Source organism: Arthrobacter sp. Ms25, assembly GCF_059090365.1.
Genome location: NZ_JBNHFP010000003.1, coordinates 1 through 18,248 on the forward strand (window position 1 = coordinate 1; position 18,248 = coordinate 18,248).

The following is an 18,248-nucleotide window of genomic DNA, read 5'->3' on the forward strand; positions in this document are numbered from 1 at the left end:
GCCGGCTACCCGTCGTCGCCTTGGTGGGCCATTACCCCAACCAACAAGCTGATAGGCCGCGAGTCCATCCAAAACCGCATAAAGCTTTCCACGGACCGCCATGCGGTGGTCCGTTGTATCCGGTATTAGACCCGGTTTCCCAGGCTTATCCCGAAGTCAGGGGCAGGTTACTCACGTGTTACTCACCCGTTCGCCACTAATCATTCTGTGCAAGCACAGAAGTCATCGTTCGACTTGCATGTGTTAAGCACGCCGCCAGCGTTCATCCTGAGCCAGGATCAAACTCTCCGTAAATGTGTTACAGACACAATGCCGCAGCCAAGGAAAATTGGCTGCAGACACTGCACTAAATTCGAAACCGGCTAAAAAAACCGTCCCGCACCCACGGGGTGGGCGGAAACGGCCTGTTCAACCAATCAAAATACATTGGTATCAATAAACTTGGCACACTATTGAGTTCTCAAACAACAGACGCAATCCGAAAATACTCGGGAAAACCTTTTATGTTTTCCTTTTCTTCTTCGCTGCAATGTTTTATATCTTATTCCATTCCGGCGTTTTCCGCAATTCCCGGATCATCCCTTATCGGGATTCCCTGGAAAGCGTTCCACCGCCGTTCCGGACCCAGCATCAACCGCAGTCTTCCCTGCCGGCCCGCAAGGGGTACGCATCAGCTGGACTGAAGATTTTTGGTGGGTTGGCCGCCATGCTCGGGCGCTTTTTCAGCGTCCCGGCCGCGGCGACTTAGAAGACTTTACACAGGTTCGCCCCCGGCTGCAAATCGGATCCGAGGTGACCCCGGACACCCGTCGGATGTCCGGTTCCGGTGGCGTCTTCCGGTGTGTGCAGAGCGTACCCAAACCGGCGCCGTCGGCCCTAACCCGGCGGCAGCACCGCCTCTTCCAAACCCTCCAGACCGGAAGCGGCTGCTTCGTCTGCGATGACCGTGACGCGTGGATGCACCTGCAGGATGGATGCCGGGCAGTTCCGGCCCACCGGTCCGGTCAGTGCACGGGCCAGGATGTCCGCCTTGTCCTCTCCGCGGACCAGGAGGACCAGGTGGCGTGCACGGCGGATGGTCCCCAGCCCCTGCGTAATACAGAACCGCGGAACGTCCGCCGCTGAGGAAAAGAACCGCGCGTTGGCCTGCCGCGTGGTTTCGGACAGACGCTCCACCCGGGTACGGGAGTCCAGAGGCGATCCGGGCTCGTTGAACGCCAAGTGACCGTTGTGTCCGATGCCGAGCAGCTGAAGGTCCACTCCCCCGGCGCCTTCCAACCGGCGCTCGAATGCTTCGGCTGCTGCGGCGGGGTCCTCGGCGCTGCCCTCCGGTACGGCCACATAGTCCGGGTTCAGCCCGAGGGGGCGGGTGACCTCCCGGTCGATGACGGCAGCATACGACTGCTCACTGCCAGCCGGCAGGCCTACATACTCATCCAGGGCAAACGCGCGGACGCGGGAGAGGTCCAGGTCGCGTGCCGCCAGGGCCCGGTATACCGGCATCGGTGAGGAGCCCGTGGCGAGCCCCAGCACGGGGTCCGGCCGGTCCCGGACCAGCACCTCTACAAAGGAGGCGCCAAGTTCGCCCAGCCCCTCGGCGTCTGGCACCCGGTAAAGAGCCAGGCTCAACGGTGCCCCCTTAGAACATGGCCGCCCCTATATAGGGCGGCATATAGGGCGGCATATAGGGCGGCATTGTGCGGAGCCTGTCTCCGCCGGCGCGGCACCGCCGCCGGGGAAGCGGCGGCTCCCTCAGGGTGCGTGACTATGGAATGCTGCATGCACCACTCCTCATCCGGCGGGTTCTCCAGTATGGCGTTACACCCGAAGTCCGGCACCCCTCCCGCGGAAATCCGCCCGGATTCCGCCGCGGGCAGAGCCCCGGAATTTTCAGGTAGACTGGTTTCCGGCCCCTCATGTGGTGTCATCCTGTGAACTCCCCCAGGACCGGAAGGTAGCAAGGGTAAGCGGGCTCTGGCAGGTGCATGGGGGGTCTTTAATTTTCTCAGGAAGTGGAGTTTCCGCCGTGCCGGCCGCCGGAGGAAAACCGTCAGTGCCAACCGATAGGCTTCTATCTGTGAGTACAGCCCTTTACCGCCGCTACCGTCCCGAGAGTTTCGCGGATGTGATCGGCCAGGAGCACGTCACGGAGCCGCTGATGGCGGCCCTGCAGAAGAACCGCGTGAACCACGCGTACCTCTTCTCCGGCCCCCGCGGCTGCGGCAAAACCACCTCTGCGCGCATCCTTGCCCGCTGCCTGAACTGTGCTGAAGGCCCCACCCCCGTCCCCTGCGGCAAGTGCGACAGCTGCGTCGAGCTCGCCCGCAACGGTTCCGGAAGCCTCGACGTCATCGAGATTGACGCGGCAAGCCACGGTGGCGTCGACGACGCCCGCGACCTCCGGGAGCGCGCCACCTTTGCTCCGGTCCGCGACCGCTACAAGATCTTCATCATTGACGAGGCCCACATGGTCACGTCCGCCGGCTTCAACGCGCTGCTGAAGATCGTCGAAGAGCCGCCGGAGCACATCAAGTTCATCTTCGCCACCACGGAACCGGACAAGGTCATTGGCACCATCCGTTCCCGCACCCACCACTATCCTTTCCGGCTGGTTCCGCCGGAGCCGCTGCTGGCTTACCTGGAAAAGCTCTGCGCTCAGGAAAACGTCGCCGTGGCCCCGGGCGTGCTTTCCCTCGTCATCCGCGCCGGCGGAGGATCCGTACGGGACACTCTCTCCGTCCTTGACCAGCTCATGGCCGGCGCCGGTCCCGACGGCCTGGACTACGATTTGGCTGTGGCGCTGCTGGGCTACACGCCGGTGTCCCTGCTCGACGACGTCGTCGACGCCGTTGCCGCCGCCGATGCAGCTACGGTCTTCCGTGCCGTGGACCGCGTCATCCAGACCGGCCAGGATCCGCGCAGGTTCGTCGAAGACCTGCTGGAGCGCTTCCGCGACCTGATTATCGTCAACGCCATGCCGGACAGTGCCGCCGCGGTGCTGCGCGGCATGCCGGAGGACCAGATCAGCCGGATGCAGACCCAGGCTGCCCAGCTGGGCGGCAGCGAGCTTTCCCGTGCCGCAGATATCACCAACACTGCACTCACAGAGATGACCGGTGCCACGTCCCCGCGGCTGCACCTCGAACTGCTCTGTGCCCGCATCCTGCTTCCCGCCGCGGACCAGGCGGAACGCGGAACCGCCGCCCGGGTGGATCGGCTGGAGCGCCGGCTCAGCTACGCCGGCGATCCCACCGAGGCGATGGGCCGCGCTGCAGCTGCCGCATCGCCCGTGAACACCATTCCCGCCGCCGCGCCCACAGCTTCACAGGCCGGGTCAGCACCCGCAGTCGACGAAGCTCCATCCGCACCCCGGGGAACCGACTTTGCGGCAACCCCCGCCCCCCACGAGGCGGCTGCCGCGGGTCCCGCTGCACCGGAAGCCTCCGCTGCGGACGGCAAGCCTGCCGGGAGCTCCCTGGACTGGGGCGGCACCTGGTCCACCCCGGCGCCGACGCCTGCTCCGGCTGCAGCGGCTTCGCCGCAGGTTCCGGGTCAGGACTCCAACGGTTCGCGGCCCGGATCGAATCGGCAGACCGAAGCAGCCCCGTCTGCATCCGCTGCAGGAGCCTCCACTGGCGGCGCCCCGTCCAGGCCGGCAGCTTCGCCGCAGGCCCCTGCACAGCAGGCACCCGCCCAGCAGGCACCCGCCGGAGCTCCAGGTGGCGGCGGGCAGATCGAGATGATCCGCCGTGCCTGGCCGGAAATCATGGATGCCCTGACCAGCATCCGCCGCGCCACCTGGCTGAACGTCAGCAAGAATTCCAGCCCGCGGGCCTTCGACGGCAAGGTCCTTGAGCTTGCCTTCTCCAACCCCGGCGCTGCCACCAACTTCAACCGCCCCGACCACTTGGAGAACCTGCGCAAGGCGATCCATCAGGTCCTGGCGCTGGACTGCCAGATCAATCCGATCCATGACAGCTCGGCGTCAGCGGGTGAGTCGGGCCCAAAAGCCGATAGCCGGCGACCGCCGGCATCCGCGACGGCCGCAAAATCGCCGGCAGTCTCCCCTGTAGCTGCGGCGCGGAACGCGGCGCAGGCACCTGCCGGTTCGACGGCGGTGGCCGGGGCCGATCGGGCACCTGCCGCGCGCCCGGCACAGCCGCCGCAGGCCAAGCAGGCACCTGCCACAGCTCCGGCGCCCGTTGCCGCTCCCGCGGCAGTTGCACCGGTGGAGCCTGCCTCCCCCGTCCAGGCTGCAGCTGGTCCCGGACACGTTCCCGGCCCGGCAGCAGCTGCACCGGCGAACGCCGCAACGGCTGCCCTTCGGCGGCGCGCCGGCAATCCCGCCGGTTCCGGAAACGCGGCCCGGAGCAACTCGGGCAAGGGTAGTTCCGGTAGGAACGGCATCGGCGGCCCGGCGGCCGGACGGCCGGCAGGGCAGGCAGGACAGGCCGGCGGAAACCGTCCCTCGGACGAGCCCTGGCCGGACGAGCCCAGTGATCCGTACAACGACGCGCCGGAAAGCAACGCGTGGGAAACCGCCGAGGCGCCCGCAGACGTGTATTCAGGCGGCCACCTGTCGGACTCCGAGTGGGCCAGCACCGACTGGGCCGGCACCGGATCCACCGCCAGGACTGCCGGCACCGCTGCTGGAACACCTGCAGGAGTTCCGGGACAGCCGGCGTCCGCCGTTCCCGCCACCGGGTTAACCGCTGGGCCGGGAACCGGAACGCCTGCTGCCCCGGCTCCGACGGCTGCCCCCGCCGTCGCCGGAGGTACGCAGAACCAGCCGTTGAGCCGTTACCAGAAACTCCTCAACGAAGCCGCCCAGCGCGGCGGCGGTGCCCCTGTAAGGGGGAGCCGGCCAGTAGACTCGACCTACGTCGAAGATGTTCCCAGCGCGGATGACATCACGCTTGAAGATTCCGGGTTGGTGGGGCGTAAGGCAATTGAACGGATTCTCGGCGGACGCTTGATCGAGGAACGCAGCCTGGACGGACGCTGAACCCAGGCAAAGCCGGGATCCAGCACCACCGCATAGGCAGGCCGGCAGGGCCCGCAGACCGGCGTGACACTCCGGAACATCACAGCAACCAGCCACAACCGCAGTCCAACCCAGCAGAGAAGGTTACGTGTACGAAGGTGCCGTTCAGGAACTCATCGATGAACTAGGCCGTCTTCCCGGCGTCGGGCCCAAGTCCGCCCAGCGCATCGCGTTCCACATCCTCGAGTCCGATCCCGATGACATGAAGAAGCTGGCCACGGCCATTGTCACGGTTAAGGACAGGGTGAAGTTCTGCAGTGTCTGCGGCAACGTCACCGAGCAGGAAACCTGCAGCATCTGCCGCGACCCTCGGCGGGACCCGACCATGATCTGCGTGGTGGAGGAATCCAAGGACGTCATTGCCGTGGAGCGTACGCGGTCCTTCCGCGGCCGCTACCACGTGCTGGGCGGGGCCATTAATCCTATTGCGGGCATCGGCCCGGACCAGTTGCGGATCCGTGAGCTGCTCAGCCGCCTGTCGGACGAACAGATCTCGGAGATCATCATCGCAACGGACCCGAACCTTGAGGGTGAAGCCACTGCCACCTACCTGGTGCGGATGCTCAAGACCCTGGGCATCACGGTCACCCGACTGGCCTCCGGCCTGCCCGTAGGCGGAGACCTCGAGTACGCCGACGAAATCACCCTGGGCCGGGCCTTCGAGGGCCGCAGGAGCATGAGCTAAGCGCGCCTACGCGATCCGGGTCCCGGAGGCGAGGTTCCGCACCGGCGTCCGGAGCCGGCGTCGACCCAGGAACACCAGCAGCGCGGCCAACGCGGCCTGCAGGGCAAGTCCCAGCGGCCAGATCGGCGGCACGTCGGGCAAGTCGGCTCCCCGGCTCTCCCCGTTGAGGCAGGTCATGGTGTATTCCGGTCCGGCCTGGGCAGCGCGCACCGTGTTGCTGATCCCTTCCATCACTCCGCTGGCGACAAATCCGCCGTCGTCCGCCTCCGAAGTGACCGGAATCGAATCGGCCACCACCACGAAGGGGTTTGCGGCCAGGATCCAGGCAATCCGCTCCGTATGGGCCACCGGCACATCCATCAGCGGGCCCGAACAGGTGTACTCCTGCACGTCCGTGGCACCGGTGGTATAGATCGTGCTGTTGACCTTAACGGTCTCCTGGGTCAGGAAGCCGCTCAGCCCAAACGCGATCAGGGTGCCCAGCCCCAGGAGGGCCACCAGCATGTAGGTGACCACAATGGAGAACAGCGGACGTGCGGCCAGGGCGGAAACCCCCACCCCGATAGCGCAGACAATGCCCAGTTCCACTGCCAGCATCACCAGCGCGACCACCGCGGACAGCGGCTGGACACCGCCCAGGGCCAGCGCCCACAGCAGGAAGGGAATACTGGCCGCCAGGAAACCCATGGACGCCAGCCAGGACGCCAGCCATTTTCCGGCCAGGATCTGGCCGGGGCGCAGCAAGGTGACCTGCAGGATGGCCAGCGTCCCTGCGGCGCGGTCGCCGTTCACCGCATTGGCGGAGAGCGCCGGTGCCAGCAGCAGCCCGAAGAACAGGATGAAGCCCACCATCAGCTCATAGAGCACCGGACCCTGCGGCCCCACCATGGCGGAGGAACTCAGCGCCGTCAGTGTGGCCACGAGCCCGATCACCACGAACCAGACCACCAGCAGCACATACCAGCTGCGCGACCGCAGCCGCTGCTTCATCTCCAGGGCGAACACCGAACGCACCCCGCTCCAATAGCCGAGCACGGGCGCATCAGGGGTCAGGGTCTGCGTACTCATCGGCGATCGGCGTCCAAACTCATGTAGGTCTCCTCCAGGGCACCGCCGGCCGGTCCGAAAGCCGTGACGGCGACGTCGGCCAGCACCAGGGACCGCAGCAGCTCGGCAGCGGCGGATTCTCCCGCCAGCCGGACCTGGACCTCCGGGCGGGCGGCTCCGCCCTGCTGGCGGTAGGCAATGCCGCGCGCGTCGATCTGCCGCAGCAGGGAACCGGTGTTCAGCGAACGGATGGTGTACCAGCGTTCCTGCGCGCCGGCGTCGGCCAGTGACTGGGTCATGACCGTTGTCCCCCGGGCCACGAAGACCGCCCGGTCCACCATTTCGTCCAGTTCGGAAAGCACATGCGAGGAGACCACTACGGTCTTCCCCGCGGCAGCGAGCCGGCGCAGCAGCACCCGCAGGTCAACCCGGGACCCCGGATCGAGGCCCGAAGCCGGTTCATCCAGCAGCAGGACCGACGGGTCATGGATCAGCGCGCGGGCCAGGCTCAGCCGCTGCTGCTGTCCGCGGGAAAACACGCGGGCCGGCTTGTCGGCAAAGTCGGTGAGGTGCACGGTTTCCAGCAGCTCGGCCGCCCGCTGGCCGGCCGCCGCGCGCTCCATGCAGTACAGGCCGCCGACGGTGACGAGGATTTCCCGCGCGGTCAGGGACCCCCAGGTACCGAGGGTGTCCGGCATCCAGCCGATCCCCGCCCGGACCTGGCGCGGGTCGGTCAGCGGGTCGAATCCGTTGATCCGCACCGATCCGGCGTCGGGCGCCAGCAGCGAGGCAAGAATCAGCAGGAGGGTGGTCTTACCGGAACCGTTCGGGCCGATCAACGCCGTCACCTCGCCCGCGGGCGCAGTGAAATCCATGCTGCGGATCGCTTCGACCGTCCCGAAGCTGCGCTGAATCCCTTCGGCAACCACGCCGGTGCCCGTAACGGCTCTCTTCCCCATGTCGCCCACGCTAGGTCCGGCGTCGGCACGGCAGGCGCAGACTCGCCGGTGGCTGAAGGTTACGTGCACACATTTCAGGACTTCCCGACGGCGACGATAGACTTTTCCAAACGGATGCAAGCGGGTTCTACCGCCCGCTTTCCCGGGGACACCGTTCGAAGCCGCGCCGAAGATGCCGGGCATCAGCAACCACAACGACATTTGAGAAAGCGTACGCATGAGCCTGATAGTGCAGAAGTTCGGCGGGTCCTCCGTGGCCGACGCCGAAGGCATCAAGCGCGTTGCCAAACGCGTGGTGGACACCCATGCCGCCGGAAACGAAGTGGTGGTTGTCGTCTCCGCCATGGGCGACAGCACCGATGAACTGCTGGATCTGGCCGGCCAGATCACCACGCTGAACAATGCCCGGGAAATGGACATGCTGCTCAGCGCCGGGGAGCGCATCTCGATGGCGCTGCTGGCCATGGCCATCAACGAGCTCGGCGGTTCCGCGCAGTCCTTCACCGGCAGCCAGGCCGGCATGATCACCGATGCGATCCACGGCAAGGCCCGGATCATCGACGTCTCCCCGCACCGGATCAAGACCGCCATCGAAAAGGGCGACATCGCCATCGTGGCCGGTTTCCAGGGCGTCAGCCAGGACAGCCACGACATCACCACCCTCGGCCGCGGCGGCTCGGATACGACGGCGGTGGCCCTGGCTGCGGCCCTGGACGCCGACGTCTGCGAGATCTACACCGACGTCGACGGCGTCTACACCGCCGACCCGCGGGTCGTTTCCAGCGCCCAGAAGATCGAGAAGATCTCCAGCGAGGAAATGCTGGAACTCGCGGCCTCAGGCGCGAAAATCCTGCACCTGCGCTGCGTGGAATACGCCCGCCGCTTTGGCGTGCCCCTGCACGTCCGCTCGTCCTTCAGCTCGCATGAGGGAACCTGGGTGCTGCCCAGCCCCGATGACAAGATCAAGATTCAAGAGGGAGAACCCTTGGAACAGCCCATCATCTCCGGCGTCGCCCATGACCGCTCCGAAGCCAAGGTCACGGTGGTGGGTGTTCCCGACATTCCCGGCAAGGCCGCGGAAATCTTTGGCATTGTTGCCGGTGCCAATTCCAACATCGACATGATTGTGCAGAACGTCTCCACCAAGGGATCCGGCCGCACGGATATCTCCTTCACGCTGCCGATCATCGACGGCAAGGAAGCGATCGACGCGCTCAACGCCGCCCAGGAGCAGGTCGGTTTTGACGCCATCCAGTACAACGAACAGATCGGCAAGCTGTCGCTGATCGGCGCGGGCATGCGTTCCAACCCCGGCGTCTCGCACCGCTTCTTCGAGGCCCTGCACAATGCCGGGGTGAACATCGACATGATCTCCACCTCCGAGATCCGCATCTCCGTGGTCACCAGCGCCAAACTGCTGGACACGGCTGTGCGTGCGGTGCACGCGGCATTCGGGCTCGACGGCGACGACGAGGCCACGGTTTACGGCGGCACCGGGCGCTAGGACCGCGGCGGGCCGGATTCCCGCATCAGTTCAGCAGAGAAGAGGCCGGCACCTGCAAGGTGCCGGCCTCTTCTGCGCGTAAAGGTGAAAACCTACTCAGGCTTGCGCGAGACGATGTAGCTGCTGCCGTCGGCCCGGGTGACGGTTTCCCACAAAGCCTTTTCCTGCTCCTGCTGTGCCTTCAGCAGGGCCTTGTTTTCCTCAGTCATGGGGTGATCGGTGGAGCCCTGCTGCGCGGGTCCGAAAATCAGCCGCACCTTGCCCGTGGCCCGCATGAACCGTGAGACCTTGCTTTCCCGCTTAACCATGCTGCCTACCTTCCGCCGGGCCTTTCCGGTCCTATCGTACTAACGAACCCGGCCGTCGGCGTCCGTTCCGGCGGCTCCTCCCGCATCGCCGGGAGACGGCTGCACCGCGAGGCAGGATAATGAAAGAGTGATTTCCCCCGACCGCCCCGCCGTCCTCACCGAGGACCAGTGGCTGCCGCGCCAGGCCCAGCATGTCGACCGTGTCCGGCCGTTCACCGAAGGCTTCCTGAAACGCCGCTCGGCCGGGAAGAAGCATCCGGTGGAGGACTTCCTCTTTACCTACTACTCGCAGAAGCCGGGCCAGCTGCTGCGCTGGCACCCGGGCGCCGGCGTCGTCCTCACCGGCCCGTCCGCCCTCGAGCGCGCGGACTGGAAGTTCTACCGGACCCTGACGGACGCGGAACGGGAGGCAGCGGGCATCGACGCCGCAACACCGGCCGTCACCGTGGATGTCGAAGGGTTCGCCGCGGCGCGCGGTGACGCCCTGGGCTTCACCTCCATGCTGCTATCCCGTACGGCCGCACGGAAGCCGGTGCTGGGCTGTTTCGGGATGCACGAGTGGGCCATGGCCTACAAGTCGGAGGACAACGGCATCCGGCATGATTACCTGCAGCTCCGGCTGGGCGCCAGGGGAACGGACGAACTGGTGGAACGCAGCAAGATCCGCTGCACCCATTTCGATGCCTTCCGGTTCTACACACCGGAAGCCGTGCCCCTGAACGAGCTCACCCCCACCCGCGAAAACCAACGGGACCTGGAGCAGCCCGGCTGCCTGCACGCCAACATGGACCTGTACAAATGGGCTTACAAGCTGGTGCCGCTGCTTCCCAGCGAGGTGGTCATGGACGCCTTCGAGCTGTCCTGGCGCATCCGGGAAATGGACATGTGCGCTTCCCCCTATGACCTCGCGGACTGGGGTTACACCCCGATTGAGGTGGAGACACCGGCGGGCCGTGCCCAGTATGCTGCCGCACAACGCGGCTTCGCCGAGGAGTCGCAGCAGCTGCGGGCCCGGATCCTGGACCTGCTGGAACCCTTCGCCCGGCAGAGTGGCTAGGCTGGGGGCTCCGCTACCAATGGAGGCCCCATCGTGCGCACCGGAACCGCTTTAGTCCCCCTGCTGCTGTGCACCGTGTTTCTGCTCGCCGCCTGCGGCACGGATTCCGGCCGTTCGCCGGATTCCGCGGAATCTCCGGACGCCCCGACGGAATCACCGTTGATGTCGGCGTCCCCCATCGGTCCCCCTGAACCGATCGGCTCCCCCACCCCGGTTCCCGGGACCGGCGGCACCACGGCGGAGGCACCGGTGTCGCTAACCGTCGAGTTCAGGGCAGACGGGACGACGCCGAGCAGCACCTGGAGTCTGCAGTGCGACGGCGCCGTGCCCCGGGAAGGCTCGAACGCGCCGGATCCCGCCGGGGCCTGCGCCCTGCTCGCGGAACAGGGCGCGGCTGCCCTCGCGGAGCCGCCGGCGGGCATGAGCTGCACCCAGGAGATCCGCGGCATGCAGCGTGCGCACGTCACCGGAGTGGTGAACGGCGAAGCCGTGGACACCACCTTCTCGCTGAGGGACGGCTGCCAGATTCCGCGCTGGGAACGGCTTACCGCACTGCTCGGACCGGCGGACGGCGCCCTCTAGTTACCGGATCTGTACATCCTCCGCTCCGCTGACATACTATTGAGTAAGCATGCTTAGTATCCGGACGATGGAGTTCCGGACCCAACCGAAAGCGTAAGAATGTCCATTGCAGCAAACCCCGAGGACCAACACCTCTGGGCCCGCGGAATCCTCGAGTCCGATGACGCCGAGTATATGCACTGCGGCGAACCCATGCAGCCCCGGGACAGCCGTCAGCGCTCCATTTTCGAACCCATCAGCACCGAATCGCTCCCGCAGGAGCCGGTGGATGTCCAGCTGGAAACCGTTGTCCTGCGCTGTGCCTGCGGCTTCCAGCTGGAGATCCCCGCCTAGGCTTTGGAGCCCGTCACCGTAACGCAGGTAACGCCGCTAGAATGAGTCCTGCAAGCTCGCGGAGCGCTGAATCAGCGTGAGACGGCAGGGTCCGCGGCCACCCATCTCGTTCACAGGAGTTGCCGGATGCCCCGGATCGTTGTTGATGTCATGCCAAAACCCGAAATCCTCGATCCGCAGGGCAAGGCCATTGCCGGCGCGCTGCCACGCCTGGGACTGAGCGGCTTTACCGGAGTCCGCCAGGGCAAGCGCTTCGAGCTCACCGTCGACGGGGACGTCACCCCCGAACTCCTGGAACAGGCCCGCACCGCTGCCGCAACACTGCTGTCCAACCCCGTGATCGAAGACGTCACCCGCGTTGAAGTAATTCCGGAGGCCTGACCTTGAGCACTCCCCTGATCGGCGACTTTTCCGTCGCCCCCGACAACGACGCACTGCGCGCCGTCCGGGTAGGTGTCATCACCTTCCCCGGCACCCTGGATGACCGGGACGCCGCCCGCGCCGTCACCATCGCCGGCGGCACCGCCGTCGGGCTCTGGCACGCCGAGGCGAACCTGCAGTCGGTGGATGCCGTGATTATCCCCGGCGGGTTCTCCTACGGGGACTACCTGCGGGCCGGCGCCATTGCCCGCTTCGCCCCGCTGATGGAAAAGGTGGTGGATGCCGCGGCCGGCGGCATGCCCGTGCTGGGCATCTGCAACGGCTTCCAGATCCTCACCGAGGCGCACCTGTTGCCCGGTTCCATGATCAAGAACAACCACCTGAAATTCTCCTGCGCGGACCAGCTGCTGCGGGTGGAGAACAACACCACCGCCTGGACCTCCGCCTATGAGAGCGGAGCCGGGATGGTCGTTCCACTGAAGAACCAGGACGGCCAGTACGTCGCGGATGAGAAGACCTTGGACGAACTGGAAGGCGAAGGCCGCGTGGTCTTCCGGTACGACGGCGAGAACCCCAACGGATCCCGCCGCGGAATCGCGGGCATTTCCAACGCCGCCGGAAACGTCGTCGGGCTGATGCCCCACCCCGAACACGCCGTCGAACCCGGCTTCGGCCCGGACTCCTCCGCCTACGGCGAGGTGGGCCTGGGCTACGGCACCGACGGGCTCCGCATCTTCTCCTCAGTCCTTAACTCGCTCGTTGCCGGAGGCAAGCCATGACCGTCACCCCCGCCGCGCAGAAGTTCAATATCGACACCGTGGAGCACGCAGCCGCCACCCCGGACACAGAGCTGCCCTGGGCCGAACTCGGGCTGAAGGAAGACGAATTCCGCCGCGTCGGCGAAATCCTGGGCCGCCGGCCCACCGCCGCGGAACTGGCCATGTACTCGGTGATGTGGTCCGAGCACTGCTCCTACAAGTCCTCCAAGGTGCACCTTAAACAGTTCGGCGACAAGGTCACCGACAAAATGAAGGAACACCTGCTGGTGGGCATCGGCGAGAACGCCGGCGTCGTGGACATCGGTGAGGGCTGGGCGGTGACCTTCAAGGTCGAATCCCACAACCACCCGTCCTTCGTGGAGCCCTACCAGGGCGCGGCCACCGGCGTCGGCGGCATTGTCCGCGACATCATCTCCATGGGCGCCCGCCCGGTGGCCGTGATGGATCCGCTGCGCTTCGGCGCCATCGACCACCCGGACACCGCCCGCCTGGTGCACGGAATCGTCTCCGGCATCGGCGGCTACGGCAACTCGCTGGGCCTGCCCAACATCGGCGGCGAGCTGGTCTTCGACTCCGTCTACCAGGGCAACCCGCTGGTCAACGCCCTGGCCGTGGGCGTGATGCGGCATGAGGACATCCGGCTGGCCAACGCCTCCGGCACCGGCAACAAGGTGGTGCTTTTCGGCGCCCGCACCGGCGGCGACGGCATCGGCGGCGCCTCGGTGCTGGCCTCCGAATCCTTCGACGCGGACAAGCCGTCCAAGCGCCCCGCAGTCCAGGTGGGCGATCCGTTCGCCGAAAAGGTCCTCATTGAGTGCTGCCTGGAACTGTTCAAGTCCTCCGTGGTGGAGGGCATCCAGGACCTCGGTGCGGCCGGCATTTCCTGCGCGACGTCGGAGCTCGCCTCCAACGGCGACGGCGGCATGCACGTGGAACTGACCAACGTGCTGCTGCGCGACCCGTCCCTGACCCCCGGCGAAATCCTGATGTCCGAGTCGCAGGAACGCATGATGGCCGTGGTCACCCCGGAGAACGTCGAGGCGTTCGAAGCCATCATGGCCAAGTGGAACGTGGAGTTCTCCTGGCTCGGCGAGGTCACCGGCACCGGCCGGCTGGTCATCGACTGGGACGGGGAAACCATTGTCGACGTCGACCCCCGCACGGTGGCCCACGAGGGACCGGTCTACCAGCGCCCGATGTCCCGCCCCGCAGCCCAGGACAGCATCGAAGCCAACTCCTTCGCCGCGGAACGGCCCTTCGGCAGCGCCGCGGTCAAGGACGCCATCCTGGAACTGATGGCCTCCCCGAACATGTGCGACAAGTCCTGGGTCACCAACCAGTACGACCGCTACGTCCAGGGCAACACCGCCCTGGCCATGCCGGACGACGCCGGCGTGGTCCGCGTGGATGAAACCACCGGACTGGGCGTTGCCATCTCCACCGACGCCAACGGCCGCTACGCCTACCTGAACCCGTACGAGGGCGCGAAGCTGGCGCTGGCCGAGTCCTACCGCAACGTCTCCACCGCCGGCGCCAAACCGCTGGCAGTCACTGACTGCCTGAACTTCGGCTCCCCCGAGGACCCCGAAGTCATGTGGCAGTTCGCCGAGGCCGTCCGCGGCCTGGCCGACGGCTGCCGCGAACTCGGCGTTCCCGTCACCGGCGGCAACGTCTCGCTCTACAACCAGACCGGCGGCGTCGCCATCCATCCCACCCCCGTGGTGGGCGTGCTGGGCGTGTTCGACGACGTCGCCCGCCGCACGCCGTCGGGCTGGCGGCAGGACGGGCAGGCCATCTACCTGATGGGGACCACCCGGGACGAGCTGGACGGTTCCGAATACGCGAACCTGCGCGGCCACCTGGGCGGCCGGCCGCCCAAGGTGGACCTGCAGGCCGAGAAGCTGCTGGGCGAACTGCTGGTCAACGCCTCCCGCGACGGCATGATCGACGCCGCGCACGACCTCTCCGAAGGCGGCCTCGCCGCCGCACTGTCCGAGATGGCCCTGCGCTTCGGCGTCGGCGCGCGCATCGGCCTGGGTGAGGTCTGCGAACGCGACGGGGTGGACCTGTTCACCCTGCTCTTCTCTGAGTCCCAGGCCCGCGCCGTCGTCGCCGTGGCCCGCAGCGAGGAAGTCCGCTTCAACGACATGTGCTCCGCCCGCCGCTTCCCGTTTGCCCGGATCGGCGTGGTGGACACGGAGATCGGTGCACTCGATTTCCAGAGCAACTTCAGCCTGCGGCTGGAGGAGCTGAGGGCGGCGTACGAAGGCACGCTGCCGAAGCACTTCGGCTAGGACGGCTGCCTGCACGGGCCCGGCGTTTCACCGGGTCCGTGTAGGCTCCCCAGTCATGGGGAAAGCTCAACACACCAAAGCGGCCAGGCTCATCTGCGGAATACTCGCGACGGCCATGGGCCTTGTTCCGCTGGTCGTGAACTGGCCCTACCTGTTCACCGCCGGCGGGAATGATCCCGTAGCGGCCTGGCTGGCAGCTACCGCCGGAGCCATCACGGTGGGGGTGGGGATCTACCTGTTGTTCGGAGGAACGCGCGGCGGCCGCGCTGAAGTGCTGACGGATGACACATGGCGGTACGGATACGCATCCGTAATCTTCGGAGTCTGCGTCCTCCTGCTCGTAGGCGCACTGTTCCTGGATCAGCCGACAGTCAGTACCGGCGTCCCGGCCCTGCTGGTCATCAGCCCTCTCCTGATGCTCTTCGTCCGCGCGGACGGCAGCGACTAGCTCCGCCCCCTGGATTCCGCGGACCTACGCCGAGGCCACCTTCTCCAAAACAGACCGCAGCGTGGCCAGCTCTTCGGGCGTTGCACGGTCCAGGAACAGCTCCCGCACCAGCTCAATATGCGCCGGCAGGGCCCCGCCCAGAAGCTCCCTGCCCTCCGCCGTCAGCCGGAGCAGGACCGCCCGCTCATCGGTTCCACTGGTTTCCCGGGCAATCAGTCCGCGGCCTTCGAGCTGGCCTGCCTGGTAGGTCAACCCGCTCTTGGTCACCACGAGTTCGCGCGCGAGATCGCCCATGCCTACCCCCGCCGGCCGTGAGACCAGCTGCGCGAGGATCGAGAACTGGATCTCGGTGAGGTTGTGGCTCTTGAGCTGCCGTGCCACGGCACGTTCCAGACGGTCGGCTGCGTGACGCAGGGCGAAGTACGCCGAAAGCTCCTCGGCGCTGATCCGGGCGGTCATGCATTCTCCTATTGTATGAATTTGAACTACCTGCTATGTTTCCCGTAGTTCAACTTTGAACAATATCAGGCGCCTCGGCGCCGGACAGGAAGACATCATGGATATCACCATTCTCGGCACCGGACACATGGGACGCACGCTTGGGGCCGGGTTCATCCGTGCCGGCCACAACGTCATGTACGGGTCCCGCGACCCGAAGCAGGCACAGGGCCTGCCGGCACCGGTGCTTGCCCACGCCGACGCCATCGCCCAGTCCGACGTCGTCGTCAGTGCGCTGGCAGCCGCCCGCTCCCTCGAGACGCTCACCCCGCTGGGCGAGGCCCTCGCCGGCCGCATCCTGATCGACATCGGCAACGCGGTGGACGAGCACATGGACCTGATATACCCGGATTCCAGCCTGGGCGAACGGCTGCAGACAGCACTGCCCCGGACCAAGGTGGTGAAGACGCTCAACACCGTCGGAGGACCCATCGGTGTTGACCCCTCCCTCCTGTCCGCGCCGACCAGCGTGTTCCTTTCGGGCAACGATGAGGCGGCCAAGGAAACAGTTTCCGGCCTCCTGACCGGCCTCGGCTGGGACCCGGAGCGGCAGATTGACCTTGGCGGTATCACTACTGCCCGGGCTTCCGAACACTACTTCCTGCTGTTTGCCGCCCTGATGGGCGCCCTTCGTACTCCGAGCTTCAACATTGCCGTGACGCGCTGACCCGCACCTACCTGTCTTTTCGGATATTCCGCCCGGGTTCGGTGGGTCGCAAGGAACCAAATGAAGGAAAACCCGAAAGTACGTGCAAGATTAGCTCGTGAGCATAATCCCCGAGAACCTGGCCGCGGACGCCGGCATTCCGACGCAGCGGCTGTCCCTGGACCTGATGACCGTGGCCGAGGTGGACGCCCTCATCATCCAGACGCGCCGTCCGGACTGGGCCGAGGACTTCCCCCAGCCCACTGATTACGACGCCGCCCGCCAGTTCTTCGAAACCGGACTGCTCGGCCCCGCAGCGGCCGCTTTCGGCACCCGCCTGATCCGCGAACGTTCCACCGCCGTCGTCGTGGGGACCATCGGCTTTGCCGGGCTCCCCGACGAGGGCGCGGTGGAGGTCAGTTACAACGTTGCACCCTCCAGCCAAGGACAGGGCTATGCCACGGAAGCATTGGTGGCCCTGGCCCGGGCCGCGCTCACCTACCCGGAGGTGGACACCATCATTGCGTACACGGAGCCGGGCAACGAAGCTTCCCAGTCCTTGCTCCTGAGCGCCGGTTTCATGCCGGAAGAGGGAAACGGCCTCACCGTGACGTTCGCCCTCCGGAGGAATCAGCTCCCGGACGCCAGCCGGTAGGCCGCCGTGAAATACCGGTTCGTGTAAAACTGCTGGACCCGCACGTTGACGGCGTTTGCGGCGGCCACCAGCCGGTTGCCCGGCCGGCTGTAAGCGGCGATCCGGAAATACAGCCGCCCGTCTTCGCCGAGTTCGGCGTAGAACCCCTCTTCGCCGCGCTCCGGGTGCCCGGCCAAGGTGCCGTAGCCGAAACCGCTGCGCTGCCCGCGGACCGGCGTGCCGGCGTCGTCGACCACAGCCTCTGCCGCCCAGATCACCCGGCACGGTGCGTAGTACCGCACCCGCCACAACCCCACGCCCGAGGCCATGGCCACCCCCGGCGCCGCCCGCGGCGTACCGGATGCCACGTTCAGCCCTGCCCGGCGGTGCAGGTCCCAGTCCAGCAGCCCGTCGGTAAGGCGGAGGAAACCGGCCTGCGGATCGGCCACCTCCAGCTCTTCCGTGCGCAGCACCAGCCGGTACCCCTTCGGCCAGCGGTCCGTCATCGGCGCCGGATAGGGCCGCTCGGTTTTTCCCTGTTCCGCGTAGGTGAAGCCGGTGTCCCTCATCCGTCCGCCAACCCCTTCCAGGCAAGGGATTCGCGGTCCCTGCGCGGCAGGGAGGCCACCACCAGGTCACAGGAGTCCTCCACCATGTCCCGGATCATCCCGTGTGACAGGCCGGTGGCAACTTCCACCTGGTTCCAGTGGGTCTTATTCATGTGCCATGCCCCGGTGATTTCGGGATGAGCGGCCCGCAGCTGGAGCGCCAACTCGGGCTCGCACTTCAGGCTGATCATCAGGGGCTCGGCGTCCAGGGCGGCCAGGGCGAACATCTTGGCCTTTCCGCCCGCGGCCCGCACCTTGAAGACCGAGGATTCCGGACCGAACGGGAAATCCTCAAACGCCCCGGGCAGCGCAAGACACAACCCCCGAAGCTCGCCCGCATCCATACCCGAAAGCCTAATACCGCGACAGTTGCACTGCCGCTGCCCCCGGATGACAGGATAGGAAAAACAGGTATTTTGCCTCCGGCGGTGCCGGCAGCAG

General features: G+C 66.4%; 19 protein-coding genes, 1 rRNA gene and 1 other RNA gene. 13 read left to right on the forward strand and 8 right to left on the reverse strand.

Going from position 1 to position 18,248, the window contains the following annotated elements; genetic code table 11:
• Together AC5RT8_RS08055 and AC5RT8_RS08060 are read right to left on the reverse strand one after the other, a co-directional pair.
• Nucleotides 1-294: ribosomal RNA gene (locus tag AC5RT8_RS08055) — 16S ribosomal RNA — on the reverse strand; the annotation flags it as partial.
• A 582-nt stretch (nt 295-876) separates the two neighbouring features.
• Nucleotides 877-1,623, reverse strand: coding sequence for a glucosamine-6-phosphate deaminase (locus AC5RT8_RS08060; protein ID WP_494095831.1), 747 nt, complete (start codon nt 1,621-1,623; stop codon nt 877-879).
• 282 nt (nt 1,624-1,905) lie between these two features.
• Between AC5RT8_RS08060 and ffs the strand changes: the two genes are divergently transcribed.
• The 3 genes from ffs (at nt 1,906) to recR (ending at nt 5,729) form a co-directional block, all read left to right on the forward strand.
• Nucleotides 1,906-2,001: signal recognition particle sRNA small type (gene ffs, locus AC5RT8_RS08065), an RNA gene on the forward strand.
• A 76-nt stretch (nt 2,002-2,077) separates the two neighbouring features.
• On the forward strand, nt 2,078-5,005 hold the full coding sequence (locus tag AC5RT8_RS08070) for a DNA polymerase III subunit gamma and tau (protein ID WP_494095202.1): 2,928 nt from the start codon (nt 2,078-2,080) through the stop codon (nt 5,003-5,005).
• A 127-nt stretch (nt 5,006-5,132) separates the two neighbouring features.
• Complete coding sequence (recR, locus tag AC5RT8_RS08075) at nt 5,133-5,729, forward strand: recombination mediator RecR (RefSeq protein WP_494095203.1); 597 nt, start codon at nt 5,133-5,135, stop codon at nt 5,727-5,729.
• A 6-nt stretch (nt 5,730-5,735) separates the two neighbouring features.
• Here recR and AC5RT8_RS08080 read toward each other — a convergent pair whose 3' ends face one another.
• Both AC5RT8_RS08080 and AC5RT8_RS08085 read right to left on the reverse strand, forming a co-directional pair.
• A complete protein-coding gene (locus tag AC5RT8_RS08080) occupies nt 5,736-6,797 on the reverse strand; it encodes an ABC transporter permease (RefSeq protein WP_494095204.1) in 1,062 nt (353 codons plus the stop codon).
• Nucleotides 6,794-7,735, reverse strand: coding sequence for an ABC transporter ATP-binding protein (locus tag AC5RT8_RS08085; RefSeq protein ID WP_494095205.1), 942 nt, complete (start codon nt 7,733-7,735; stop codon nt 6,794-6,796). Before AC5RT8_RS08085 ends, AC5RT8_RS08080 begins: the two co-directional genes overlap by 4 nt.
• A gap of 217 nt (nt 7,736-7,952) precedes the next feature.
• On the opposite strand from AC5RT8_RS08085, the gene AC5RT8_RS08090 reads away from it, so the two are divergent.
• Nucleotides 7,953-9,239 (forward strand): aspartate kinase, encoded by a 1,287-nt coding sequence (locus AC5RT8_RS08090; RefSeq protein ID WP_494095206.1) that lies wholly within the window; start codon nt 7,953-7,955, stop codon nt 9,237-9,239.
• 92 nt (nt 9,240-9,331) lie between these two features.
• Here the strand turns inward: AC5RT8_RS08090 and AC5RT8_RS08095 are convergent, their stop codons facing one another.
• Nucleotides 9,332-9,547, reverse strand: coding sequence for a hypothetical protein (locus tag AC5RT8_RS08095; RefSeq protein WP_494095207.1), 216 nt, complete (start codon nt 9,545-9,547; stop codon nt 9,332-9,334).
• A 127-nt stretch (nt 9,548-9,674) separates the two neighbouring features.
• Here AC5RT8_RS08095 and AC5RT8_RS08100 point away from each other — a divergent pair, with 127 nt between their 5' ends.
• The 7 genes from AC5RT8_RS08100 to AC5RT8_RS08130 all read left to right on the forward strand — a co-directional run bounded on the left by AC5RT8_RS08100 (nt 9,675) and on the right by AC5RT8_RS08130 (nt 15,421).
• Complete coding sequence (locus tag AC5RT8_RS08100) at nt 9,675-10,604, forward strand: 3-methyladenine DNA glycosylase (protein ID WP_494095208.1); 930 nt, start codon at nt 9,675-9,677, stop codon at nt 10,602-10,604.
• Between the two features lie 162 nt (nt 10,605-10,766).
• Complete coding sequence (locus AC5RT8_RS08105; protein ID WP_494095209.1) at nt 10,767-11,186, forward strand: hypothetical protein; 420 nt, start codon at nt 10,767-10,769, stop codon at nt 11,184-11,186.
• Between the two features lie 99 nt (nt 11,187-11,285).
• Nucleotides 11,286-11,519, forward strand: coding sequence for a hypothetical protein (locus AC5RT8_RS08110; protein ID WP_494095210.1), 234 nt, complete (start codon nt 11,286-11,288; stop codon nt 11,517-11,519).
• A gap of 126 nt (nt 11,520-11,645) precedes the next feature.
• Nucleotides 11,646-11,900, forward strand: coding sequence for a phosphoribosylformylglycinamidine synthase subunit PurS (gene purS, locus AC5RT8_RS08115; RefSeq protein WP_494095211.1), 255 nt, complete (start codon nt 11,646-11,648; stop codon nt 11,898-11,900).
• Nucleotides 11,897-12,679, forward strand: coding sequence for a phosphoribosylformylglycinamidine synthase subunit PurQ (purQ, locus tag AC5RT8_RS08120; protein WP_494095832.1), 783 nt, complete (start codon nt 11,897-11,899; stop codon nt 12,677-12,679). Before purS ends, purQ begins: the two co-directional genes overlap by 4 nt.
• Nucleotides 12,676-14,973, forward strand: coding sequence for a phosphoribosylformylglycinamidine synthase subunit PurL (gene purL, locus AC5RT8_RS08125; RefSeq protein WP_494095212.1), 2,298 nt, complete (start codon nt 12,676-12,678; stop codon nt 14,971-14,973). The genes purQ and purL overlap by 4 nt, the downstream gene beginning before the upstream one ends.
• Nucleotides 14,974-15,028: 55 nt before the next feature.
• Entirely contained in the window at nt 15,029-15,421 is a 393-nt protein-coding gene (locus AC5RT8_RS08130) for a hypothetical protein (RefSeq protein WP_494095213.1), read from the forward strand.
• 24 nt (nt 15,422-15,445) lie between these two features.
• On the opposite strand, the gene AC5RT8_RS08135 is transcribed toward AC5RT8_RS08130, so the two are convergent.
• Nucleotides 15,446-15,880 (reverse strand): MarR family winged helix-turn-helix transcriptional regulator, encoded by a 435-nt coding sequence (locus tag AC5RT8_RS08135; protein WP_494095214.1) that lies wholly within the window; start codon nt 15,878-15,880, stop codon nt 15,446-15,448.
• Nucleotides 15,881-15,977: 97 nt separating this feature from the next.
• Here AC5RT8_RS08135 and AC5RT8_RS08140 point away from each other — a divergent pair, with 97 nt between their 5' ends.
• Together AC5RT8_RS08140 and AC5RT8_RS08145 are read left to right on the forward strand one after the other, a co-directional pair.
• A complete protein-coding gene (locus AC5RT8_RS08140) occupies nt 15,978-16,586 on the forward strand; it encodes an NADPH-dependent F420 reductase (RefSeq protein WP_494095215.1) in 609 nt (202 codons plus the stop codon).
• A 97-nt stretch (nt 16,587-16,683) separates the two neighbouring features.
• Complete coding sequence (locus AC5RT8_RS08145) at nt 16,684-17,220, forward strand: GNAT family N-acetyltransferase (RefSeq protein WP_494095216.1); 537 nt, start codon at nt 16,684-16,686, stop codon at nt 17,218-17,220.
• On the opposite strand, the gene AC5RT8_RS08150 is transcribed toward AC5RT8_RS08145, so the two are convergent.
• Nucleotides 17,196-17,768 (reverse strand): DUF1990 domain-containing protein, encoded by a 573-nt coding sequence (locus AC5RT8_RS08150; protein WP_494095217.1) that lies wholly within the window; start codon nt 17,766-17,768, stop codon nt 17,196-17,198. The two genes, AC5RT8_RS08145 and AC5RT8_RS08150, sit on opposite strands and share 25 nt — an antisense overlap.
• Nucleotides 17,765-18,151, reverse strand: coding sequence for an MmcQ/YjbR family DNA-binding protein (locus AC5RT8_RS08155; protein ID WP_494095218.1), 387 nt, complete (start codon nt 18,149-18,151; stop codon nt 17,765-17,767). Before AC5RT8_RS08155 ends, AC5RT8_RS08150 begins: the two co-directional genes overlap by 4 nt.
• Nucleotides 18,152-18,248: the final 97 nt, after the last annotated feature.